Origin of the sequence: Methylobacterium tarhaniae (assembly GCF_001043955.1) — a bacterium.
Lineage (GTDB): Bacteria > Pseudomonadota > Alphaproteobacteria > Rhizobiales > Beijerinckiaceae > Methylobacterium > Methylobacterium tarhaniae.
Window position 1 is genome coordinate 1 of the sequence record NZ_LABZ01000189.1, and the last position, 22,671, is coordinate 22,671.

Genomic DNA, 22,671 nt, shown 5'->3' on the forward strand with positions numbered 1-22,671 from the left:
AGCAGCGCCTGCGCCAGGGCGGCCCGTCGCAGGACCGGCTGGCTGCGCACCAGCGCGACGAGCGAACCCATGAGCGCGCCGTAGCCGAGGCGGGCGGCGGGCGGCGTCCCCGGCAGCGTGAGCCGGGCGAGACCCGCGAGCGCCACCGAGAGTCCCGCCGCGCCGAAGAACACCTCCCGCCAGCCGAGCCACGCGCCGACGAAGCCGCTGAGCGTGCGGGCGAGCAGGATGCCGAGGAGCAGGCCGGTCATCACCTGGCCGACCATCCGGCCGCGCACCGCGTCCGGCGCCAGCTCGGCGGCGAACGGCACCGCCTGCTGCGCCGCCGTCGAGAGCACGCCGATCAGGAAACTCGCCACCACCAGGACCCACAGGCTGGCGCTCGCCGCCGCCAGCACCAGCACCGCGGCGAGCAACAGCAGCTGGCCGACGATCAGGCTGCGTCGCGCCAACGCGTCGCCGAGCGGCACCAGGCCGAGGATGCCGATCCCGTAGCCCGCCAGCGTCGCCGTCGGCACCAGCACCGAGGCGTCGTGGCCGAAGGCCTGGACCAGCAGGCCGAGCAGCGGCTGGTTGTAGTAGATGTTGGCGACCGCCCCGCCGGCGATCAGGCTGAGGCTCAGGCGGGTTGCGGCGGAGAGGGGCGGCATCGGCGCGTCCTGCGTGAGCGCGTGGCGTCTGTGGCGCGGCCCGGCATAGCGGGTTTTCGCGCTGCATCACGCGCCCTGCCCGCACGGGAGGGCCGCCCTGCGGGCATGCCGCATCCCCGCGCGGAGGGCGATCACACCGCCGTGAGGCACCTTCCGTGGGCGGCAATCATCGCCACATGAGGAAGCGAGCCGGTCCGAAATGTCGGCTTGCTCCGGCGCGCAACGCGCCGATACCTTTTTCTCCGATCGCAGTCGATCGGTTCCCTCGTCGGCGACGCGCGTCGCTGGCGGCCCCGGCCGGCAGGTCGCGGCGAGGTCGCCTCGGGAGCCAGGAACGGTGGCCCGCCCCGTCATCGACGCGATCCATCGCCGAGGGAGATGGACGATGTCGCAGTACCGCGTGCTGTTCGCGAAGCAGATCCTCGGGGTCCCGTTCACCGTCGGGACCGTGGAGATCGCCCGCGCCCGGGATCCGGAGCGGGCGGTGCGCGCCGCCGCCCTGCGCTTCGCCCGTCATCATGGCGTCGAGGATTGGCGCGAGCGGGCCGACGTGGCCGAACTCGACGGCGCCGCGCGGGTGTCCTGATCCCCGCGCCGACGCCCGGCCCTCCACGCTTCGATGCAGCACCCGATTGCTCCGCGATCGGGTGCTGTCCTATGAGGGCGACGTCCCTGTCCCCGGACATCGTCGAAGGACGCCCCGCCCGATGGCACGCCTGCGCTCCGACTTCTGGGTCTCGGCTCATCTGCGCCGCTGCGCGGTCGAGGGGGTGAGCGCGGTGCAGCGCCGGCGCGGCGCGCCGGAGGCGGGAGCGATCTTCGTCAAGGTCGACCGTCTCGATGGACGCGCCGACCTCTACGGCCCGGCGCCCCAGGCCCTGTTCGAGGAGGCCGGGGAGGGCGACCGCCGCTTCGAGACCCTGATGCGCGAGGCCCTGCCGCCCGACGTCGAGGACCGCCTCGCCCGGGAGATCCGGTTCGATTCCGATCTCTGGATCGTCGAGATCGACGACCGCGAGGGGCGGCACTTCCTCGACCTCGTCGGGTAGACCGCGCCCGTTCCCTCAGGCGCTGCCGCAGACCTCCCTGGACGTTTCGGTCTCATGCCGTAAAGGAGAAGGGCGCGCTCGATCCAAATCCAGGGCAGATTTTGTCTATTTTGCGGCAAATGTGTTCTGGGTTGTAGGAGAAATTTGTTACAATCGTGGAATGGAAGGCTGCTGAGGGCGAATTGAACATCGCTGGCGACAATTCGACCATTTTTTCTAAAGCAAATTCTACGAATATCTTATGATGAATTTTGCGATAAAGGACTAGTCCCGACATGCTCGCTATCTCTTTGCGCAATGCACTCGTCGGATTATCTGCGATGGCATCTTTATAGCCGGCACTTCTTCGGTCCACTCCACGACCCCATCCTGAGGTCGTGGAGTGGAGGGATGTGTAAACTCAGTCGAACAGGCTCCGACGTCGCATCCACGCCATCTCCATCGCCGGCCCGGGCCGGCCGCGTCCCGGTCCTCGGCCCGCACCCGGCCCGGCTGTCCGCCGCGGCCGGAACGCGGCATAAGGAGGAATCCGGGCGTCCCGGTCGTCCCTGCATTGGCGCCGGCCCTGCAGGTGCCGCACCCGGTGGGATGCCCAAGCCCCTCGTCAGGCCCGCACGCTGTCCATGACTTCTTCAGATCGCCAGTCCGCCGCCATCACGGAACTCCTCGCCACCCTGGTGGGCTTCGAGACGGTCAGCTCCGCCACGAACCTGCCCCTCGTCGATTGGGTCGAGGATTACTGCCGGGGTCACGGCGCCGCGGTCGAGCGGGTCGTGGACGCGACGGGCCAGAAGGCGGCCCTCTGGATCACCGTCGGCCCGGCCGACCGGCCGGGCTACGTGCTCTCCGGCCACAGCGACGTGGTGCCGGTGGAAGGCCAGGACTGGACGCATCCCCCGTTCCGTCTGACCGAGATCGACGGGCGCCTCTACGGCCGCGGCACGTCGGACATGAAGGGCTTCCTCGCCGTCTGCCTGGCGCTGCTGCCCGAGATGGCGGCGGCCCCGCTCGCCCGGCCGCTGCACCTCGCCATCTCCTACGACGAGGAGATCGGCTGCCTCGGCGTCCGGCCGCTCATCGCCCACCTGCGCCAGCGGGGCGTGACGCCGCTGGGCTGCTTCGTCGGCGAGCCGACCGGCATGGCAGTGGTGATCGGCCACAAGGGCAAGTACGGCGCGAAGGCCACCTTCCGGGGCCTGGCCTGCCACTCGGCGCTGGCGCCGACGGGGGTCAACGCCGTCGAGTACGCGGCCCGCTTCATCGACCGGGTGCGGCTCACGGCGGAAGGGCTCGCCCGCGACGGGGCCCGTGACGACCTCTACGACGTGCCGCACACGACCGGCCTCACTGCCCTGGTCCAGGGCGGGACGGCGCTCAACATCGTGCCGGACCGCTGCACCGTCGGGTTCGAGTTCCGGGCGATCGCGGCGGACGATCCCCGCGCCCTCGCCGAGTCGGTGCTCGCCTACGCCCGCGACGTGCTGGTGCCGGAGATGCAGGCGCGCGACCCCGCCTGCGGCCTCACGGTCGAGCCGGTGATCGATTATCCCGGCCTCGACATCGCTCCCGATGCACCCCTCGTCACCTTGGCCAAGCGCCTCGCCGGGCGCAACGCCCACGCCAAGGTGTCGTACGGCACCGAGGCCGGCCTGTTCCAGAGCCTCGGCGACATCCCCTCGGTGGTGATCGGTCCCGGCGACATCGCCCGCGCCCACAAGGCCGACGAGTATGTCGAGACGGCGGAGCTCGCCGACTGCGCCGGTTTCCTGCGCCGGCTGATCGCCGAGAGCTGCGCTTGAAGGCCGGCTCCGCTGCGCCGGTCGCCGCGATCCCGGCCGGGACGAAGCGGGGGAACGCCATGGCGAGGCCCCGCCGCGGTGCCGCCGCGGGGCCCGGTCGAGGATTACGCGAAGGTGAAGCTGGCGGCCGAGAGGGCGGCGAGCTGGGTGTCGCGGAGCGTCAGCGCGTCGCCCGTGCCGTAGCTGATGACGATGTCGGCGCCCTCCTGCCGGCTCGCCGCCTGCACGGCCTCGAAGCTCGTGAAGGCGCCGCCGTTGAAGGCGATCACGTCGGCCTCGCTGCCGCCGGTGACGAAGTCGGTGATCTCGTCGAGGCCGTCGCCGGCGCCGAAGCCGAAGATGTCCGTCCCCGCGCCGCCGGCCAGCACGTCGTCGCCGGCATTGCCGAACAGCAGGTCGGGGCCCGCGCCCCCCTCCAGCGTGTCGTTGCCGGCCCCGCCCGACAGGTCGTCGCCATCCTCGCCGCCGAACAGCCGGTCGTCGTCCGTCTCGCCGCGCACGAAGTCACTTCCGCGGTCGCCGGTCAGGACGTCGTCGCCGCTGCCGCCGAAGATCTCGTCGTGGCCGTCCTCGCCGTAGACGCCGTCGCCGCCGTCCTCGCCGAACAGCAGGTCGTCGCCGCCTTCGCCGTGGATCTCGTCGTTGCCGAAGCTGCCCCAGGCCGTGTCGTTGCCGGCACCGGCGCCGACGAAATCGTCGTCCCCTTCGCCGTCGACGACATCGTCACCCGCGCCGCCGAACAGGGTGTCGTTACCGTTGCCGCCATAGTCCCAGTCGGAATCGGCCGTGCCGTCGATGACGTCGGCACCGTGACCGCCTGACTCCCAGGTCTCGTCCGCACTCGCCAGGAGATGATCGTCGCCCTCGGTGTCACTCATGGTACGCGCGGCGAGGTCGGAGGTCGCTGCGGCGCCGACCTGGCCTTCGGTCGATCCTGCCTGCATCGTCCGCGCGTCTAAAAATGCGGGAGACGCGTATTGCCCACCGAAATCGATCGATCTGTAGGCCTCATTGCCGCCTTCTGCGGAGTAGAAAACATTCCTATTGGAATGACTCCAAACATCATATGCGGTTCTCGTCCACTCCTCCTTAATGGAAGAGGATAGGTATCTCCCAGAGCGATCCCATTGGAACGCATTGGTTATTTCAGGCATGTAGGGACGAAGCGACTGAGTAATGTAATTATCAAAATAATTAATTATTTTATCATCGATTTTAATTTTCGAACTGCCATAGACTGATTCATCCGGAGGGCCGCCATTTATAATAAATTTGTTAAAATACTCCATGCCTCGAATCACACTATCTCGCATTCCTGGCTCGATTTGGAAGCTCGAATGAGACAGGTATGCCAGGAAACCGGGATTCGTAAATCGATTGATAATAGAGGCAGAACGCTCGTAATTGGCACGGTATGGCGAGCCTTTATCGATTTTAAGAAAATCCTGAATTGGCTTCCAATGAGCATAAGTCATGATGGTCAACCCTGTTTGTATTTGTGATTTTCGATGATCAGTTCGTATGCGATCAAATGATCCGTAAAACTGTCGCTACTCTAGGATATCGAGCAAAATTTAAGATCTCATGAGTGCTGCTACGGGTGGCGCGGATGGCTGCGCGAACTTCGCTTCACGCGCCTTCTTCCGGGGCGGCCGGCACCCGTCGTCGGCTTGGCCACGCCCTGGTGCATGCCGTCTCCGGTCGCCTCGCGGTCTCCGCAAGCCGGCCGGCGCGCCCGGATCCCCGCCCTTGCGCAGAGCTGTCTTCGCTTGGCAGACAGGCACGGCGGACGGCCCGACCCGGTCCCGGGCGAGAGGGCTGCCGTCGAACGGGAGGAGACGTCGGATGGCACAGGATCTCGCGGGCAAGATCGCCTGGGTGACGGGGGCGGGCAGCGGCATCGGCGAGGCGGCGGCCTTGGGCCTTGCGAGGGCGGGGGCCCGGGTGGTGCTCACCGGGCGCCGGGAGGAGCCGCTGCGGGCGCTCGCCGAGCGCATCGCCGCCTCCGGTGGCGAGGCCGTGGTCGAGCCCGGCGACGTCACCGATGCGGCCCGCATCGCGGCCATCGTCGAGGGCATTTCGGCGCGGTTCGGCCGGCTCGACGTGCTGGTGAGCAATGCCGGCAGCAACGTGCGCGAGCGGCGCTGGGACGCCCTGTCGCCGGAGGGGGCGCAAAGCGTGATCGCGGCCAACCTGTCGAGCGCCTTCTACGCCTCGCTGGCGGTGCTGCCGCTGATGCGCGCCCAAGGGGACGGTGTCCTGATCCACACCGCCTCCTGGGCCGGGCGCTACGTCAGCCCGGTGAGCGGCCCCGCCTACACCGCGGCCAAGCACGCGGTGGTGGCGATGAGCCACAGCATCAACATGGAGGAATGCGTCAACGGCATCCGCTCGACGGTCCTGTGCCCGGCCGAGGTCGCGACGCCGATCCTCGACAAGCGCCCGGTGCCGGTGAGCGCCGAGGACCGCGCCCGCATGCTCCAGCCCGACGACATGGCGGCGCTGATCCTGTTCGTGGCGACGCGCCCCCGCCACGTCTGCCTCAACGAGGTGGTGATCAGCCCGACCTGGAACCGCGGCTACGTGCCGGATGCCCGCTTGGGGTCGCGCCTCGGCGCCTGAGCCTCGGCCGGCGCCTGGATCGACTGCCCCGGGTGATCGCCGCGCGATCATCCGAGGCAGACTGGGAGGAGCGGAATCGCTCAGGCGCTGCCGGGACCGATGGCGGTGGCCGTCTCGGAACCGGCCTCCTTCATCTGCAGCTGCCGCTCGCTCCGGTGGAGCCGGCTGAGCAGCATGAGCATGCGGCCCGGCAGGGCCGTATCCTCGGCGGTGAGCGGCGCCGCGCGGCGCCACGGCGCGGTATCCCGCGAAGTGGTGATGTCCCGCAGGGCGGGAGGTTCCCGCACGGGAGTCTGAGCCGGCCCGGCGGACGCATCCGGCCAAACCTGCTCGCGAACTCGGGTACGCATCGTACGATCCTTCAACGGCCGGCTTCTGACGACCGGCGCCGCAATGAACGCCGACCGGGCGCGGCGGTTCCACGGAGACGGGCGACGTTTCCCCGACGGCATCCCGCCGCGGCACCGATGTCACATCGGGCGGGGGCGGCGGGACGCGCGCGGCGAGAGAGATGCCGCGCGGGCGTGACGGGGCGGTGACGGCGGGCGGCGCGGATGCTATGGGCGCGTCATGCTCGAAGGCCTGCCGCCCCACCGCCCGACCCACGTGCTGCGTCTCGACACGAACGAGCGCGCCGCCCGCGCCATGACCGACCTGATCGGCGAGGTCTTCGACCCGACCGAGACCGCGGTCGCGGCCTTCGAGGCCGAGGACGGCAAGACCTGGCACCTCGAGGCCTATTTCTCGGAGGAGCCCGACGAGGAGGCGGTGCGCGAGCTGATTCGCCCGATCCTCGGCGACGCCGCCGACGAGGCCACCTTCGCGGCGATCGACCAGCAGGACTGGGTTCGCGCCTCGCTCGAAGGGCTGAAGCCCGTGCGGGCCGGACGCATCCTGGTCCACGGCTCGCACGACCGGGCCAAGGTGCAGCCGAACGACCTGCCGATCGAGATCGAGGCGGCGCTCGCCTTCGGCACCGGCCACCATGGCACCACGCTCGGCTGCCTCATGGCCCTCGTCGACGAGGTCAAGCGGCGCCGGCCGCAGCGGGTCCTCGATGTCGGCACCGGCACCGGCATCCTGGGGCTCGCCGCCGCACGCCTCCTGCACACGAAGGTCATCGCCGGCGACCTCGACCCGGAGGCGGTGGCGACCGCCCGCACCAACGCGGCCTTCAACGGGCTTGCCAACCTGATGGCCTTCTACGAGGCGCCGGGCCTGCGCCACCCTCTCGCCCGGGTCGCCCGCGGCTACGATCTCGTCTTCGCCAACATCCTGGCCCGGCCGCTGCGGGGGCTCGCCCCCAGCCTCGCCCGCGCGGTGGCGACGGACGGCACGCTGGTGCTGTCGGGCCTGATCCCCCGCGACGTGCCGGGCGTGCTCTCGGCCTATGCGGCGCAAGGCTTCCGCCTGCGCCGCCGCCGGCTGATCGAGGGCTGGGCGACCCTGGAACTGCGCCGCGGCGGCGCGGCTTCCCGCCCGCGCTAGGTCTCAAGGAACAGCCCCGACACTGATCGGTTGTCCGAGCATTACCGCTTACCGGTAGGGAGTATGAGCATCCTTGCCGGAGGACGGTCCGTGCGCGCGGAACGCCAATCCCGGCCCCTCCGCGGCACGACGAGCCCGGAGACCGAACAGCGATGAAGGCCCTCGTCTGGCACGGCACTGCGGATATCCGCTGCGACACGGTCCCCGATCCGACGATCGAGGACGGGCGCGACGCGATCATCAAGGTGACCTCCTGCGCCATCTGCGGCTCCGACCTGCACCTCTACGACCACTTCATGCCGGGCATGAAGTCGGGCGACATCATGGGCCACGAGGCCATGGGCGAGGTGGTCGAGGTCGGCCGGGACAACAAGGCGCTCAAGGTCGGCGACCGGATCGTGGTGCCGTTCACCATCATCTGCGGCCAGTGCGAGCAATGCAGGCGCGGCAACTTCTCGGTCTGCGAGCGCTCGAACCGCAATGCCAAGCTCGCCGAGGCCGCCTTCGGCCACACCACCGCGGGCCTGTTCGGCTACACCCACCTCACCGGCGGCTATCCGGGCGGCCAGGCCGAGTACCTGCGGGTGCCGTATGCCGACGCCACCCACATCAAGGTGCCGAAGGGCATCTCGGACGAGAAGCTGCTCTTCCTGTCGGACATCTTCCCGACCGGCTGGCAGGCGGCGGTGCAGTGCGACATCCAGCCGGAGGATACGGTGGCGATCTGGGGCTGCGGCCCGGTCGGCCAGATGGCGATCCGCTCGGCGATCCTGCTCGGGGCCAGGCGCGTCATCGCCATCGACCGGGTGCCGGAGCGCCTGACCATGGCCCGGGCCGGCGGCGCCGAGACGATCGACCTCACGCAAGAGTCGAACGTCGTCGCCAAGCTCAACGACATGACCGATGGCAAGGGGCCGGAGAAGTGCATCGACTCGGTCGGGATGGAGGCCCACGCCACCTCCTCGCTCGACGCGATCTACGACCGCGCCAAGCAGGCGGTGATGCTGGAGAGCGACCGGCCGCACGTGCTGCGCCAGATGATCATGGCCTGCCGCCCGGCCGGCGTGCTGTCGATCCCCGGCGTCTATGGCGGCCTGATCGACAAGGTGCCGTTCGGCGCGGCGATGAACAAGGGCCTGACCTTCCGGATGGGCCAGACCCACGTCAACCGTTGGAGCGACGACCTCCTGCGGCGGATCGAGGAGGGGCAGATCGACCCGTCCTTCGTCATCACCCACAATGTGGGCTTGGAGCAGGGGCCTGAGATGTACCGGACCTTCCGGGACAAGCAGGACGGCTGCATCAAGGTCATGATCCGGCCGTGAGGACCCAGCCATGAGCATGCATCGCACGGTCAGCCCCCGCGCCCGCTCCGCCCACGACGCGCTCGCCCGCGGCCTCGGCTGGTTCTCGATCGGCCTCGGCCTCGCCGAGATCCTGGCGCCCCGCGCCCTCTGCCGGGCGCTCGGCCTCCAGGGCCGCGAGGCCCTGGTCCAGGCCTACGGCGCCCGCGAGGTCGCGACCGGCGCCGCGATCCTGATGAGCCACGATCCCACCCCGTGGATCTGGGGCCGGGTCGCAGGCGATGCCCTCGACCTCGCCACCCTGGCGACCGGCTTCGAGGGCGACAACCCCCGCACCGGCACCCTGGCGCTCGCCACCGCGGCGGTGGCGGGCGTGACGCTCGCCGACATCGTCTGCGTCCAGGGCCTCACGGCCGACAAGCGCCCGGCGCCGCGGGGGACTTACGAGTACCACAACCGCAGCGGTTTCCCCCGCGGTCTCGCCGCGGCCCACGGCGCCGCCCACGACTTCGCGGTGCCGCGGGATTTCCGCATCCCGGAGGCCTTGCGCCCCTGGCGCGACGGGCGTCCGGCGGCGTGAGAGGCGAGAGGCCGGGGCAACATCGAGGGTTCCGGAGGCTGTTCGAGCGGTCGTGAGGATCGATCCGGCACGCACGCTGCCAACTCTCTGATTCATCCCGGGGCCGCGCAGCGGAATCCGGGATCCATAGCCGCTGACGAGGCAGGATGAGGCGGAACGGTTTCCGCTCTCTTCGTCACGTCAGTGGTGATGGATCCCGGCTTCTCGTCTTCGACGAGCCCCCGGTATGACACGGAGGATGTGAACGAGGTCAGCCAACTCAAACAGCCTCTCGGTGTCGTCGGCGCCAACGAAAAGGGCCGCCTCGCGGCGGCCCTCCTGCTCCGGTCGGTCCCGGTGCTTATTCCTTGTCGCCGCGGTGGATGCCCTTCTCGCGGTTCTCCTTCAGGCGCCCGTCATCCGAATGCTGCACGGTGCCCTGGTTCGGCGTATCCGGATTCTTGTTGTTGTGGCGGGTATGGTCGTCAGTATTGTGCGACTGAGACTGCTGCTTCTTGTCGGCCATATCCGTATCTCCCATGATGTGCGGTGTGCCGCGGTGAGTGTCTCGATAACATATGACGGGAGTGCCGGTTCCTGAACGAATCGCGCGACTGGGCATCACGAGGCGCGACATTCCGTCAGCCACGATTTCATGGCGCTGGGGACTGGATGAATATCGGCCGGGCGCCATGGCCGGCGACTCGATCGCGCACAGGGGCGACCCCGCGCCCTCGCGAGCTGGGCGCCTGGAATCGCGCGGCGCCTCTCGATCCGACGCGACCCAGGCCGTTGACGATCGGAATGGCTACGCCTATCAGTTATAGCAATAGCTATAATGATGAGCCATTGCGATGCGTCATGCCCGTTCCCTGCTCTCCTGCCGCATCGTCGGCTTCGTCCTGGCTTGCTTGGCGACCGGGCAGGGGGTTCCGCCCGCTCGGGCCCAATCCCTCCCCACCGCCGCCGAGAACCTGACCCCCGGCGACATCGACAGCGAGCACCTGTTCGGCTTCACGGAAGGCAGCGACCTCGGCGTGCCGGGCGAGGCGGAGCTGGAATGGGAGACGACCGGACGGCTCGGCAAGCGCCTCGGCCGCTTCCTCGCCGTCGATAGCGGCCTCGCCCTGAAGATGCCGCTGACGGGCGACTTCCGCCTCGCGCCGGGCGTGACTTTCAACGCCTACGACATCGGCAGCCCCGGCGACCCGGTCCGGACCACCGGCGGCTTCAATGGCGGCTTCCTCGAAACCCGCCTGCGCCTGCTCGATCGCCGCGAGTCCCCGTTCGGCCTGACGCTGAGCATCGTGCCGGCCTACGGCACCGTCGACGGTGGCTCAGGTGTGGGCGCGCGCAGCTTCGGGACGGATGTCGCCCTCCTGGCCGACCGCGAGCTAATCCCCGGCACGTTGGTCGCGGCGGTCAATCTCGGCTTCGCCTTCTCGACCACGCGGCTGCCTGCCCGGGACGAGCGCGTGCTCGGATCGGGCATCGAGGTCGCGGGTGCGCTGGCCTACCAGGTCCGGCCCGGCCTCTTCGTCGGGGCTGAGGCGCGCTATGCCCGGACCTACGAGGGCCTGGCGCTCGACCGGCTCGCCGGGCAGGCGGCCTATCTCGGGCCCACCCTCTACACGACCCTCTCGCCGCAGGCCTGGGCCTCGTTCACCTGGAGCTTCCAGGTCGCCGGACGGGCCTCCGGCGAGCCGGGGCCCCTCGACCTGTCGGGCTTCGACCGGCACCAGATGCGGCTGCGCGTCGGCTACAACTTCTGAGCGGTTGCGGCGGCCGGCCGATCGCTACCCCACCCCCGTCGGCCCATCGAGCGTCAGCCGCACCCGCCGCGCCAGCTCCATCCGGCGATAGGGCTTGTTGAGGATCTCGAACTCGCTGCCGCCGGCATCGGTCCGCTCGATCGAGGCCTCGGCATAGCCGGTGGTGAGCAGCACCTTGATGCGCGGCTGGCGCTCGCGGGCGGCGCGGGCGAGGATCACCCCGTTCATGCCCCCGGGCATGATCAGGTCGGAGAAGAGGAGATCGACCTTGTCGCTGTCGTCGAGCCGGTCCAGCGCCTCCTGGGCGCCGTGCGCGACCAGCACCGTGTAGCCGAAATCCTCCAGGATCACCCGGGCGGTCTCGGCGACGTCAGGGCGGTCGTCGACCACCAGCACCGTCTCGGTGCCGATCCGGTCGGCGGCCCGCGGGGCCGGGCGGCGCTCGGCGGTGACGGCCTGGTCGGTGGCCGGGAAGAGCAGGCGCACAGTCGTGCCCTGGCCGACCTCGGAGGTGATCCGCACCGTGCCGCCGGATTGCTTGGCGAAGCCGTACACCATGGCGAGGCCCAGACCCGTGCCGCGGCCCTCCTCCTTGGTGGTGAAGAACGGTTCCAGCACCCGCGCCAGGATTTCCGCCGGCATGCCGAGGCCGGTATCCTGCACCTGCACCACCACGTAGGGGCCCGGCCGCACCATCAGCAGCAGGGCCATCCCGTCGTCGATGGTCAGGTTCTCGGTCCGGATCGTCGCCGTGCCGCCGCCCGGCATCGCGTCGCGGGCGTTGAGCAGCACGTTGAGCAGGGCGACCTCGGCCTGGGTCGGATCGATGCGGCAGTTCCAGAGGTCGGGCGACAGGTCGGTGCGCATCACGACGTGGTCGCCGAGCGTGCGCCCGGTGATCTCGTTCATGCCGCGCACCAGGGTGTTGAGGTTCAGCGCCCGCCCGTCGAGGCGCTGCTTGCGGGCGAAGGCGAGGAGCTGGTGGGTCAGCCGGGCGGCCCGGTCGGTCGCGGCGCGGATCGCCTCGCCGGCGCCGACCAGACGGGTCGCGTCGATCGTCGGGTGCTCGGCCAGTGCCAGCACCACGTCGGTGTAGCCGCCGATGACCTGGAGCAGGTTGTTGAAGTCGTGGGCGATGCCGCCGGTGAGCTGGCCGAGCGCCTCCATCTTCTGGGCCTGGTGCAGGGCCTGCTCGGCGTCGCGCCGGCGCGACACGTCGAGCTGGGAGCCGAAGAAATAGACCAGATCGCCCTTCTTGTCGTAGACCGGCGAGATGAACAGCGCATTCCAGAAGGTCGAGCCGTCCTTGCGGTAGTTCAGGATCTCGGTGGCGAGCTCCTTCCGCTCGGCGATGGCGCGGCGCACCTCCGCCACCGTCTCGCGGTCGGTCTCCGCCCCTTGCAGGAAGCGGCAATTGGTGCCGACCAGCTCCTCCGGCGTGTAGCCGGTCATGCGCAGGAACGCCTGGTTGGCGAAGACGATCGGGTTGTCCGGCTGGTGCGGATCGGTGACGATCATCGGCATCCGCGTCGTCTCGACGGCGGCGAAGAAGATGTCCGAGTGGGTGTCGTGAACGGCGCGCGGGCCGCGGACCGTCACGGCCGGCCCGAGGCCGCCGAGATCCGGCTTCTCCGATATGTCCGCCATCCGACGCCCCCATGCCGCTGGCTGAGCCACGCGGCACACGGTCCGGCCTCAGTCACCCGAGAGCAGATAGGCAGCGGGGCCGGATATCAACCGACACGAAAGGATAGTGCACGATTTTCAGCAGCGCGACTTTGTCGCGGCAACGAAGTGGAACGAACGTCGTCGCGCGGCAACTGGAGAGAGCATCGATTTCGCTTCAGGATGCCGCCCGTTCGAGGTTTCGAATACCCGTCTCGCCTATGCACCGGGAGGCGGAGCGATCCGGCGATGGGGCGACGGCGTCAACGCCGGGGCTTGCTGCGCACGAGGCGCGACCGGCAAGGCGTGACCGGCAAGGCGTGACCGGCGAGGCGCGATTTTCGCCGTGACGGAATGCCGGGCGCGGCGCTAGTTTCGGGATCGGGTCCTTGGTGCCCATTTCGCTCGTCTGCGATCCGTTTCGTGACTCCCCCTGCCCGCGAGGTTCCGATGCCGCCCGCCACCGTCCCGGACGTGACCTTCCACACCCGCGTCAGGAACGAGGCCCTCGGCGGCCCCAACCCCTTCGAGTGGAAGGACCTGACCTCCGCCGAGGTGTTCGGCGGCCGCAACATCGTGCTGTTCGCCTTGCCGGGCGCCTTCACGCCGGCCTGCTCGGACGACCACCTGCCGGGCTACGAGCAGCATGCCGAGGACTTCGTGGCGCTGGGCATCGACCAGGTCATCTGCCTGTCGGTCAACGACGCCTTCGTGATGTTCCAGTGGGCGCGCTCCAAGGGCATCGAGAAGGTGTTCATGCTGCCCGACGGCAATGCCGACTTCACGCGGCAGATGGGGATGCTGGTCAAGCGCGGCCGCCAGGGCATGGGGATGCGCAGCTGGCGCTACTCCATGCATGTCGAGGACGGCACGATCCGGAAGATGTTCATCGAGCCCGGATTCCGCGACGACCCGCCCGGGGTCGGCCTCGCGGTCTCGGATGCCGGGACGATGCTCGACTATCTCAAGGGCCGGTAGGGGCCGCCGCCAGCACGATCCGGGCGGCGCTGCGGCTCGGGTCGTCGCCGTCGGGCAGCCGCATCGTGGCGTCGAGGCGGGCGAGCGCGGCCTCCTGCGCCGCCCGGGCCGGGCCCGCGGGCAGGAGGGGGGCGAGCGCCGCCGCCAGCCGCTCCGGCGTGCAATCGGCCTGGATCAGCTCGGGGATCGCATTCTCGCCCAGGATCAGGTTCGGCAGCACGATCGTCGGCACCTGGATCAGGCGGCGCACGATCACCTCCTCGATCTTCGGCACCTGGTAGGCCACGACCATCGGCACGCCGGACAGCGCGAGTTCGAGCGTCACCGTGCCCGACGCCGCGAGCGCCGCCCGGGCCCGCCGGAAGGTCGCGAGCTTGTCGGCCTCGCCGTCGATCAGGCGGGGGCGCACGGGCCAAGTGCCGGCGAGGCGCTCGATCAGGGCGCGGTGGCGGGCGACGGCCGGCAGCTCGACCGTGAAGGCGTGGCCCTGCGCCTGAACCTTGGCGAGGGCGGCACCGAAGATCGGCATCAGCCGCTCGATCTCGGTCCGGCGCGAGCCCGGCAGCACGGCGAGGACCGGGGAGGGGGATTGGCGGGCCTCCCTCTCGGCGGGGCCGGGCCGCAACTCGCCCAGGCGCTCGATCAGCGGGTGGCCGACATAGGTGCAGGCCGGTCCGCCGAGACGCCGATGCGCGTCGGGCTCGAAGGGCAGCAGGGCGAGCACGTGGTCGATGTAGCCGCGCATGGTCTTCGCCCGCCACGGGCGCCAGGCCCAGACGCTCGGGCTGACGTAATCGACCACGGGCAGGTCCGGGAGCTGCCGTCGCACCCGGCTCGCCACCGCGTGGGTGAAGCCCGGGCTGTCGATGATGACGAGCACGTCGGGACGGGCCGCCACGCAGGCCCGCACGGTCTGGCGGATGCGCCGCATCAGCAGGCGGATGCGGGCCGCCACCGCGAGATAGCCGATCACCGCCACGTCCTCGAGGGGGAACAGCGACTCCATCCCCTCCGCCGCCATGGCGTCGCCGCCGACGCCGCCGAGCGCGAGCGGGCGGTCCGAGAGGGCGCGCAGCGACCGGATCAGCTTGGCGCCGAGCTGGTCGCCGGATTCCTCGCCGGCCACCAGCCAGATCGTGAGGGGGCGGTCGCTCAACGGGCGGGCTCCGGATCGGGCGGCAGGCCGAGGAGGAAGAGGCCGAGGCGGTCGGCGAGGTCCACCGTCTCGGGCCGGTCGAGCACCAGGGTGTCGCCAGCTCCGACCGCGATGCCGATGCAGCCGGCCTCCGCCGCGCGCTTCACCGTGCGCGGGCCGATCGCCGGCAGGTCGACGCGCAGGTCCTGGCCGTCCTTCGCGCGCTTGACCAGCACCATCCCGGCCGGCGGTCGCCCGAGGCCGAACGGACGGCGGGCGAGGGCCCGGGCGCGGGCGAGCATCCGGTCGGTGCCCTCCGGCCCCTCGACCGCCAGCACCCGTCGGGTCGCCACCACGGCAGCCTGGCCGACATCGTGCGGCGACAGGCTGGCGAGCAGCGCCCGGCCGGCCGCGACCGAGGCCTCCGCCCCGTCGTCCGGTCCCAGGGCGCCGAGGCGGCCGGCCGGGGCCATCAGGTTCGGGGCGAGGTCGCGCACGCCGAGCACCTGCAGGCCGTGCTCCTCCAAGAGCGCCAGGACGCCGCGCAGGAGGTGATCGTCGCCGCCGGAGGCGAGCGAGCGCAGGGCCTCGCGGTTGCGGTAGGCGGCGAGGGTGTTGAGCAGGGCGGCCGGGCTCGGCCGGGCTACGGCACCGGCCAGCGTCACGCCGGCAGGCGCCCAGGCGGTCAGGGTGTCGAGGGCGCCACGCACGTCGAGGAGGTCGATCGTGGCGTCGGCCCGCCGCCGGGTCGCGGGATCGGCGAAGCCCCGGATCGCCAGCACGCGGCAGGAGCGCCCGGCCCGGTCGAGGGCGGCGGCGATGAGGAGCGGCAGCCGGCCGGCCCCGGCCACGATCGCGACCGGTCCGGAGGCCGGCGCGGATGTCGCCGCCGCGGCGGCCATCAGGCGGCGCTCGTCACGCAGCGCCTGGCGCCTCGCGCGGCGTGCAGACCGAGCGCTTGCCGCCTTCGCGGATGAAGGCCAGGATCTCCTGCACGATCGGGTGCTGGTCGAATTCCGCGGCGACGTCCTCGACCCGCTCCATCAGGGTGCCTTCGAGGGCGAAGAGCAGGCGGTAGGCGCGGCGCAGGGCGTGGATCTCCTCGCGGGAGAAGCCGCGGCGCTGCAGCCCGATGATGTTGAGCCCGGACAGGTGGGCCCGGTTCCCCACTGCCATGCCGTAGGGGATCAGGTCGTTCTCGAGGCCCGAGAGACCGCCCACGAAGGCATGCGCGCCGACCCGGGCGAACTGGATCACCGCCGCGCCGCCGCCGAGGATCGCGTAGTCGCCGACCTGGCAATGGCCGGCCAGCATCACGTTGTTGGAGAACACGACGTGGTTGCCGACCCGGCAATCGTGGCCGACATGGCTGTTGGCGAGGAAGGCGCAGGAATCGCCCACCACCGTCGCGAGGCCGCCGCCGGCGGTGCCGGGGTTCATGGTCACGCCCTCGCGGATCTGGCAATCGGCGCCGATCGTCAGCGTCGAGTCCTCGCCGCGGAACTTCAGGTCCTGCGGCGGGTGGCCGATCGACGCGAAGGGATAGATCCGGGTGCGCGGCCCGATGGTGGTACGGCCCGCCACCGCGACGTGGCTCAGGAGCCGCACGCCGTCGCCGAGGACCGCCTGCGGCCCGACATGGCAGAACGGCCCGATCTCGACGCCGGCGCCGATCACCGCGCCGTCCTCGACCACCGCGCTCGGGTGGATGCGGGTCTCGGACAGGTCGCTCATTCGGTCACCAGCATCGCGCCGATCTCGGCCTCGGCCACCAGCACGCCGTTCACCTTGGCCTCGCCCTTGAACCACCACATGAAGCGGCGGTTGCTGGTCTTGCGCATGTGGTACTCGACCACGTCGCCCGGCAGGACCGGCTTGCGGAACTTCGCCTTGTCGATGGTCATGAAGAAGACCTTGCTCGGCTTGGCGTCGCCCTTGAGCTTGTGGGCGCAGCAGATCGCGCCGGCGGTCTGGGCCATGCCCTCGATCAGGAGGACGCCCGGGAAGACCGGGGCAGAGGGAAAGTGGCCGGTGAAGTGCGGCTCGTTGATCGTGACGTTCTTGATGCCGATGCAGCTCTCGTCCCGGTCGATCTGCACGATCTTGTCGACCATCAGGAACGGGTAGCGGTGGGGCAGGAGCTCCATCACCCGCATGATGTCGGCCGTGCCCAGCTCGGCAGGCATCTCGGTCATGGTGTCGGCTCCCTCGGTGCGGCCGGACCGGAGCGATCCGGTCGGGCGATGGTGCGCCGTCTTTGGCGAGAAGTGCGGCGGATGCAAGCCTTTTGCGGCGGGAACGGGGCGGATGCCCCGCCCCCGGCTTCAGCCCTCGCCGCCCTCGTCGCGGGAGCGTGCCGCGAGGTTCTTGAGCGTCGTCATCTCGCGGAACCACTCGCGCACGGGCTTGGCCGGCGTGCCGCCCCAGCGGGCCCCCGCCGGCACGTCCTTGTTGATGTTGCTCGACCCGGCGATCTGGGCGCCCATGCCGATGCGCAGGTGGCCCACCACCCCGACCTGGCCGCCGAGCACGACGTAATCCTCGAGCGTCGTCGAGCCCGAGATGCCGACCTGGGCGACGATCACGCAGTGGCGGCCGATGACGACGTTGTGGGCGATCTGCACCAGGTTGTCGATCTTGGTGCCCTCGCCCACCACCGTGTCGCGGCTGGCACCCCGGTCGATCGTGGTGTTGGCGCCGATCTCGACGTCGTCCTGGATGATGACGCGGCCGACCTGCGGCACCTTGAGGTGGCCGCCCGGCCCCATGGCGAAGCCGAACCCGTCCTGGCCGATGCGGGCGCCGCCATGCACGATCACCCGATTCCCCAAGAAGGCGTGCAGCACCGAGGCGTTGGGGCCGATGGCGCAGGCCCGCCCGATCCGCACGCTCGGGCCCACGACGCAGCCCGCCGCCAGCACCGTCTCGGCGCCGATCTCGGCCTGAGGCCCGATCACCACGCCGGGATCGACCACCACGCCGGGCTCGAGCCGGGCGGTCGGGTGGACGAAGGAGCCGGGCGACACGCCGGTCGCCCCGAACAGCGAGGCAGGGCGCGCCGCGCTCGGGAAGAGCCGGGCCAGCACCGTCGCGAAGCCCCGATAGGCCTGCGGCGTCACGAGCGCGACGGTGCCTTCGGGCACCCGGGCGGCGAAGCGCGGGGTGACCAGGCAGGCACGGGCCCGGGTCGTCGCCAGGGCCTCGGCGTATTTGGCGTTGTCCATGTAGGCGAGGTCGTCCGGCCCGGCGCTCTCGAGTGGCGCCGCAGCGCGGATCACCGCCTCGCCGTCCGCCTCCGGCGGCAGGGCGGCGCCGGACAGCGAAGCGACCTCGCGCAGCGGGACGGGGCCCGCGAGGGGGAAGAAGACCGGTTCCGACATCGCCTGCATCCGCTGGGCCCCGGCGGGAACGGCCCGCCCGTCCTCCCGTCGAGGGGAGGGGGTTCGAACTAGCGGGTTGAGCCGGGGGGCACAAACGAAAACGGCCGCGGGAGCGCCCCGCGGCCGTCGATTCGAGGCGGGCGCCACCGGCGCCCGCGGGATGATCGCTTAGAAGCGCGAGCCGCCCGAGAAGCGGAAGGCCTGCGTCTGGTCCTTGCCGACCCGGCCGAAACCGGTGTTCAGGCCCTCGTCCTTGGTCAGGGCGTAGGCGTAGTCGAAGCGGATCGGGCCGAGCGGCGAGTTCCACAGGATCGACGCGCCGACCGACGAACGGATCGTGGGCTTGTCGCGGACGTTCACGCATTCCGGCTCGACGGGGATCGCGGTCGGGCCGATGGCGCTGAAGTTGCAACCGCCGGTCGGGCTGAACCCGTTGATGAACCCGTCGCCGTTCACGTCGAAGGCGCGGCGGCCCTTGTAGCCGAACAGCGTACCGGCATCGGCGAAGACCGCGCCCTTCAGGCCGAGGTCGCGCGGCAGGCCCCAGATCGGGAACTGCACCTCGACCGAGGCGCCGACATAGGTCGTGCCGCCGATCGCGTTCGAGCGGGCGTCGCCCGAGCCGACGTCGCGCGGGCCGATGCCGTTCGGCGCGAAGCCGCGCACCAGCGACGGGCCGAGGAAGAACTGGTCGGTGACGCGGAGCGAGTTGCCCTCGGTCGGCAGGACGTGGCCGCCCTGGACCTTCACGAAGCCGATGACGTCTTCCCAGAGCTCCTTGTAGTAGCGAGCCTCGCCGGTGACGCGGAAGAACTTCGAGTCGCCGCCGATGCCGGCATATTCGGGCTTCAACTCGCCGTAGAAGCCGTTGCGCGGAATCTGCAGGTTGTCGAGGGTCGAATAGGCCAGGGTGACGCCGGCGAGGGAGGTCAGCGTCGAGCCGACCGACTCCTTGAGGGCGATCGAGGCCTCGCCGTCGTAGGCGCAGTTCGGGTAGGCCGGGAGGCCGCCGACGTTACGGCCCTGGTAGAACGTCCCGGCCGGGTTGAGCGCCGTGTAGCCCGGGATCCCGAACGAGCAGTCGTTGTACGGCCGCTTGACCGTGTTCGGGATCTTCAAGTCGGTGTTGTAGATCGAGTAGCGCAGCGTGATGCCGAACTCCTCGGTGATCGGCAGGCCGAGGCGGAGCTGGCCGCCGACCACGTCGGTCACGTAGCGCGAGTAGCGGGTCTGGTCGCTGTACTTGTTGAAGACGTCGAAGCCGGCCGCCAGGCGATAGCCGAGGAAGTACGGCTCTGTGAACGAGAAGTCGACGCCGCGGGTGTACTGGCCGGCGGTGCCGGCGAGGCGGACATATTGGCCGCGGCCGAGGAAGTTCGACTCCGAGACCGAGACCTCGCCGATGATCCCGTCGGCCGTCGAGTAGCCGCCGGCGACCGAGAACGAGCCGGTCGGTTGATCCTCGACATCGATGTTCACGACAACCCGGTCGGGAGCCGAGCCGGGCTCGTTGGAGAACCGCACCTTCTTGAAGAAGCCGAGGCCGTTCAGGCGCCGCTCGGCCCGGTCGATCAGCACGCGGTTATAGGCGTCGCCCTCGGTGAGGTCGAGCTCGCGCCGCACCACGTAGTCGCGGGTGCGGGTGTTGCCGCGCACGTTGATGCGCTCGATGTAGACCTTCGGGCCGTCCTCGACGATGTAGCCGAGGGCCACGGTGCCGGTGGCGCGGTCGCGCTCGCCGGTCGGGCGGACCTGGGCGAAGGGATGGCCGTTGCGCGCCACCGTGGTGGTGACGCCGGTCAGGGTCTTCTCGACATCCTCGGCGTTGTAGACGTCGCCGACGCTGGTGCGCAGCTCGTCGCGCAGCACGGTGCCGTCGACGCCGGGGATGCGCGAATCGACCGAGACCGCGCCGACGCGGTATTGCTGGCCTTCCTCCACCGTGATGGTGATGACCCAGCCGCCGGCGGCGTCGTCGAAGCGCGCATCCGCGGAGGCGACCCGGAAGTCGGCGTAGCCGTTCTTCAGGTAGTAGCGCCGGATCAGGTCGAGGTCGTTGGCGAGCCGGTCCGGATCGTAGACGTCGGAGGTCTTGATGAAGCTGAGGAGATTCATCTCCGACAGCGTCATCAGGTCCTTCAGCCGGCCGTCCGAGTAGGCCTGATTGCCGACGAAGCGGATCTCCTTGACGCCGGTCTTGTCGCCTTCGTCGATGGTGTAGACCACGTCGACGCGGCCGTTGGGCAGGTCGACGGTGCGAACCGAGACCTTGGCCAGGCCGCGACCGGCGCGGCGATAGACTTCGCGGATGCGATCGAGGTCGGTGTTGATGGCCGCCTGGCTGTAAGGCCCGCGCGACTTCGATTCGACGACGCTCTCGAGCGTCCCCTTCTCGACCTTCTTGTTGCCTTCGAAGAAGACCCGATTGATCGTGTTGTTCTCGCGCACCGACACGATGATGCGCCCGCCGTTATGCGCCACGCGCACGTCGGAGAACATCCCGCTGGCGATCAGGTTGCGGCGGCCCTCCTCGGGCGACACGCCGACCACGTAGGAACGGACCGTCTCCGCATCGATCCGGGAGTTGCCCTGAACGACGATCTGCTGCGCGAAGGCGCTGCCGCTGGCGGCGATGGTGGCGGCCATGACAATGGCGCCCTTCGCCGACGCACGCCGGCGCTTACCCGTCATCGACATCATCAAATGGCCCGTCTCATTTTTTGTCGGCACGGGTTTGCACCCGCAGACGATCGCCCTCTCGCGAAGGCGAAGGCCCCTGGTCCTAAGCCCCGCTTCTATCGGGAATCCCTGGCGAAGCAAACGCCACGCTCCCAGCCTTCGGGGATTTTGCCCAGACGTGGCCTTCCTGTCACGGGATGCGGCCAAGCTTTTCACAAGGCAGAGTCAGCGCGCCGTGAACGGCGCGCCGGGGCGCATGCCCCGGAATGGAACGCATTTTAGGAAAATTCGCTGGATTCCGGGGGACGCCCGCGTCGCGCGCGGGCGCCTCCCGGGGAGGGTGCGGGGCGCCTCAGGTGCCGCGGTTGAACGCGGCGCCGATATGCAGGATGTCGTTCCAGGTCGCGAACAGCATCAGCATCAGCACCAGGGCGAGCCCGATGCGGAAGCCGATCTCCTGCGCCCGCTCGCTCAAGGGGCGGCCGCGCACGATCTCGACGGCGTAGAACATCAGGTGCCCGCCATCGAGCATCGGCACCGGGAAGAGGTTGATGAGCCCGATCGAGACCGACAGGACCGCGATCAGGCCGACCAGGGCACCGAGGCCGCCGACCTTGGCGGCCTGTCCCGAGACCCGGGCGATGCCCATCGGGCCCGAGAGCTGGTCGGCGGATTCACGCCCGGTGATCAGCTTGCCGATGTAGCTGAAGGTGCGGTCGACCACGAAATAGGTCTCGGTGACGCCGATCTTCAGCGAATCGAGCGCGCCGTAATGCACCAGCTTGACGTCGGCCGCGTCGCGCGGGCCCTGGATGCCGAGCCGGCCGATGCGCTGGGTGCCGAAGGGGGTCTTGTCCTCGTAGACATCCGGGGTCGCGGTGAGCGGCGTGGTGACGCCGCCGCGCTCCACCGTGAAGTCGAGCCGGTCGCCGGCGGCGCCCGAGACGGTGCGCTGCATGTCGGCGAAGTTGTGGATGGCGGTGCCGTTGATCGTCAGTACCACGTCGCCGGCCTGGAAGCCGGCACGCTCGGCCGCGCTGCCCGGCTGCACCGCCGAGACCCGGGGTGCGACCTCGTAGCGCCCGGTGGCGTAGACCGCACCGGCGAAGACCGCGATGGCGAGGAGGAAGTTGGCGATCGGCCCCGCCGCCACGATGGCGACCCGCTTCCAGACGTTCTGGGCGTGGAAGCTCACCGCCCGGTCGGCGGGATTCATCGTCGCGATCGCGTTCGGGTCCGGCACGCTGGCGCCGTTCATGTCGCCGACGAACTTGACGTAGCCGCCCAGCGGGATCGCCGAGATCTTCCAGCGGGTGCCGCGGCGGTCGTTGAAGCCGACGAGCTCGGGGCCGAAGCCGATCGAGAAGCTGGTCACCCCGACGCCGCACCAGCGCCCGACCAGGAAGTGGCCGAGCTCGTGGATGAACACCACGACGGTGAGAACGAACAGGAACGGCACGATGTAGCCGAGCAGGTTCGTCGTCGCACCGCCCACGACGTTGAGCAGATCCATGGTCACCTCGATGCGGCGCGGCCGGCCCTCCCTGGCCCGGTACGGCCACCTTGCCAATCCCCCTTACATACAGAGTCC

At 69.9% G+C, this 22,671-nt stretch carries 22 protein-coding genes; 9 read left to right on the forward strand and 13 right to left on the reverse strand.

Annotation, left to right across the window (positions count from 1 at the left end; translation table 11 throughout):
• Window positions 1-650: MFS transporter (locus VQ03_RS23995; protein ID WP_048453423.1), on the reverse strand; the 650-nt coding region annotated here is incomplete at its 3' end.
• A gap of 385 nt (window positions 651-1,035) precedes the next feature.
• Between VQ03_RS23995 and VQ03_RS24000 the strand changes: the two genes are divergently transcribed.
• Together VQ03_RS24000 and VQ03_RS24005 are read left to right on the forward strand one after the other, a co-directional pair.
• Window positions 1,036-1,236, forward strand: a complete 201-nt coding sequence (locus tag VQ03_RS24000; protein WP_048453424.1) for a hypothetical protein — start codon at window positions 1,036-1,038, stop codon at window positions 1,234-1,236.
• A 121-nt stretch (window positions 1,237-1,357) separates the two neighbouring features.
• Window positions 1,358-1,699: a DUF1491 family protein gene (locus VQ03_RS24005; protein ID WP_048453425.1), complete on the forward strand. Its 342-nt coding sequence runs from the start codon at window positions 1,358-1,360 to the stop codon at window positions 1,697-1,699.
• Window positions 1,700-1,751: 52 nt separating this feature from the next.
• On the opposite strand, the gene VQ03_RS33275 is transcribed toward VQ03_RS24005, so the two are convergent.
• Window positions 1,752-2,054, reverse strand: a complete 303-nt coding sequence (locus tag VQ03_RS33275) for a hypothetical protein (protein ID WP_157064234.1) — start codon at window positions 2,052-2,054, stop codon at window positions 1,752-1,754.
• A gap of 268 nt (window positions 2,055-2,322) precedes the next feature.
• On the opposite strand from VQ03_RS33275, the gene argE reads away from it, so the two are divergent.
• A complete protein-coding gene (gene argE, locus VQ03_RS24010) occupies window positions 2,323-3,498 on the forward strand; it encodes an acetylornithine deacetylase (RefSeq protein ID WP_048453426.1) in 1,176 nt (391 codons plus the stop codon).
• 104 nt (window positions 3,499-3,602) lie between these two features.
• Here argE and VQ03_RS32190 read toward each other — a convergent pair whose 3' ends face one another.
• On the reverse strand, window positions 3,603-4,973 hold the full coding sequence (locus VQ03_RS32190; RefSeq protein ID WP_157064237.1) for a calcium-binding protein: 1,371 nt from the start codon (window positions 4,971-4,973) through the stop codon (window positions 3,603-3,605).
• Between the two features lie 370 nt (window positions 4,974-5,343).
• Between VQ03_RS32190 and VQ03_RS24020 the strand changes: the two genes are divergently transcribed.
• On the forward strand, window positions 5,344-6,120 hold the full coding sequence (locus VQ03_RS24020) for an SDR family oxidoreductase (RefSeq protein ID WP_048453427.1): 777 nt from the start codon (window positions 5,344-5,346) through the stop codon (window positions 6,118-6,120).
• A gap of 80 nt (window positions 6,121-6,200) precedes the next feature.
• Here the strand turns inward: VQ03_RS24020 and VQ03_RS24025 are convergent, their stop codons facing one another.
• Complete coding sequence (locus tag VQ03_RS24025) at window positions 6,201-6,407, reverse strand: hypothetical protein (protein WP_048453428.1); 207 nt, start codon at window positions 6,405-6,407, stop codon at window positions 6,201-6,203.
• A 283-nt stretch (window positions 6,408-6,690) separates the two neighbouring features.
• Here VQ03_RS24025 and VQ03_RS24030 point away from each other — a divergent pair, with 283 nt between their 5' ends.
• The 3 genes from VQ03_RS24030 to VQ03_RS24040 all read left to right on the forward strand — a co-directional run bounded on the left by VQ03_RS24030 (window position 6,691) and on the right by VQ03_RS24040 (window position 9,492).
• Window positions 6,691-7,608 carry a 50S ribosomal protein L11 methyltransferase gene (locus tag VQ03_RS24030; RefSeq protein WP_048453429.1) on the forward strand — a complete coding sequence of 306 codons (918 nt, stop codon included), beginning with the start codon at window positions 6,691-6,693 and terminating at the stop codon, window positions 7,606-7,608.
• A 152-nt stretch (window positions 7,609-7,760) separates the two neighbouring features.
• On the forward strand, window positions 7,761-8,933 hold the full coding sequence (locus VQ03_RS24035) for a zinc-dependent alcohol dehydrogenase (protein ID WP_048453430.1): 1,173 nt from the start codon (window positions 7,761-7,763) through the stop codon (window positions 8,931-8,933).
• Between the two features lie 10 nt (window positions 8,934-8,943).
• Complete coding sequence (locus VQ03_RS24040) at window positions 8,944-9,492, forward strand: hypothetical protein (RefSeq protein ID WP_048453431.1); 549 nt, start codon at window positions 8,944-8,946, stop codon at window positions 9,490-9,492.
• 340 nt (window positions 9,493-9,832) lie between these two features.
• On the opposite strand, the gene VQ03_RS33280 is transcribed toward VQ03_RS24040, so the two are convergent.
• A complete protein-coding gene (locus tag VQ03_RS33280; protein ID WP_157064235.1) occupies window positions 9,833-9,997 on the reverse strand; it encodes a hypothetical protein in 165 nt (54 codons plus the stop codon).
• 328 nt (window positions 9,998-10,325) lie between these two features.
• On the opposite strand from VQ03_RS33280, the gene VQ03_RS24045 reads away from it, so the two are divergent.
• Window positions 10,326-11,243 (forward strand): hypothetical protein, encoded by a 918-nt coding sequence (locus VQ03_RS24045; RefSeq protein WP_048453432.1) that lies wholly within the window; start codon window positions 10,326-10,328, stop codon window positions 11,241-11,243.
• Window positions 11,244-11,267: 24 nt separating this feature from the next.
• On the opposite strand, the gene VQ03_RS24050 is transcribed toward VQ03_RS24045, so the two are convergent.
• On the reverse strand, window positions 11,268-12,890 hold the full coding sequence (locus VQ03_RS24050) for a hybrid sensor histidine kinase/response regulator (protein WP_048453433.1): 1,623 nt from the start codon (window positions 12,888-12,890) through the stop codon (window positions 11,268-11,270).
• A 468-nt stretch (window positions 12,891-13,358) separates the two neighbouring features.
• Here VQ03_RS24050 and VQ03_RS24055 point away from each other — a divergent pair, with 468 nt between their 5' ends.
• Entirely contained in the window at window positions 13,359-13,886 is a 528-nt protein-coding gene (locus VQ03_RS24055) for a peroxiredoxin (RefSeq protein WP_048453434.1), read from the forward strand.
• On the opposite strand, the gene lpxB is transcribed toward VQ03_RS24055, so the two are convergent.
• The 7 genes from lpxB to rseP form a co-directional block, all read right to left on the reverse strand.
• Window positions 13,873-15,042, reverse strand: coding sequence for a lipid-A-disaccharide synthase (gene lpxB / locus VQ03_RS24060; protein ID WP_048453435.1), 1,170 nt, complete (start codon window positions 15,040-15,042; stop codon window positions 13,873-13,875). The two genes, VQ03_RS24055 and lpxB, sit on opposite strands and share 14 nt — an antisense overlap.
• A complete protein-coding gene (locus tag VQ03_RS24065; RefSeq protein WP_048453436.1) occupies window positions 15,039-15,923 on the reverse strand; it encodes an LpxI family protein in 885 nt (294 codons plus the stop codon). Before VQ03_RS24065 ends, lpxB begins: the two co-directional genes overlap by 4 nt.
• 13 nt (window positions 15,924-15,936) lie before the next feature.
• On the reverse strand, window positions 15,937-16,755 hold the full coding sequence (gene lpxA / locus VQ03_RS24070) for an acyl-ACP--UDP-N-acetylglucosamine O-acyltransferase (protein WP_048453437.1): 819 nt from the start codon (window positions 16,753-16,755) through the stop codon (window positions 15,937-15,939).
• Window positions 16,752-17,207, reverse strand: coding sequence for a 3-hydroxyacyl-ACP dehydratase FabZ (gene fabZ, locus VQ03_RS24075; RefSeq protein WP_425350086.1), 456 nt, complete (start codon window positions 17,205-17,207; stop codon window positions 16,752-16,754). The genes lpxA and fabZ overlap by 4 nt, the downstream gene beginning before the upstream one ends.
• Window positions 17,208-17,345: 138 nt before the next feature.
• Entirely contained in the window at window positions 17,346-18,401 is a 1,056-nt protein-coding gene (gene lpxD, locus VQ03_RS24080; RefSeq protein ID WP_048453467.1) for a UDP-3-O-(3-hydroxymyristoyl)glucosamine N-acyltransferase, read from the reverse strand.
• A gap of 168 nt (window positions 18,402-18,569) precedes the next feature.
• Window positions 18,570-21,101, reverse strand: coding sequence for an outer membrane protein assembly factor BamA (gene bamA / locus VQ03_RS24085; RefSeq protein ID WP_048453439.1), 2,532 nt, complete (start codon window positions 21,099-21,101; stop codon window positions 18,570-18,572).
• Between the two features lie 331 nt (window positions 21,102-21,432).
• Window positions 21,433-22,593: an RIP metalloprotease RseP gene (rseP, locus tag VQ03_RS24090; RefSeq protein WP_048453440.1), complete on the reverse strand. Its 1,161-nt coding sequence runs from the start codon at window positions 22,591-22,593 to the stop codon at window positions 21,433-21,435.
• Window positions 22,594-22,671: the final 78 nt, after the last annotated feature.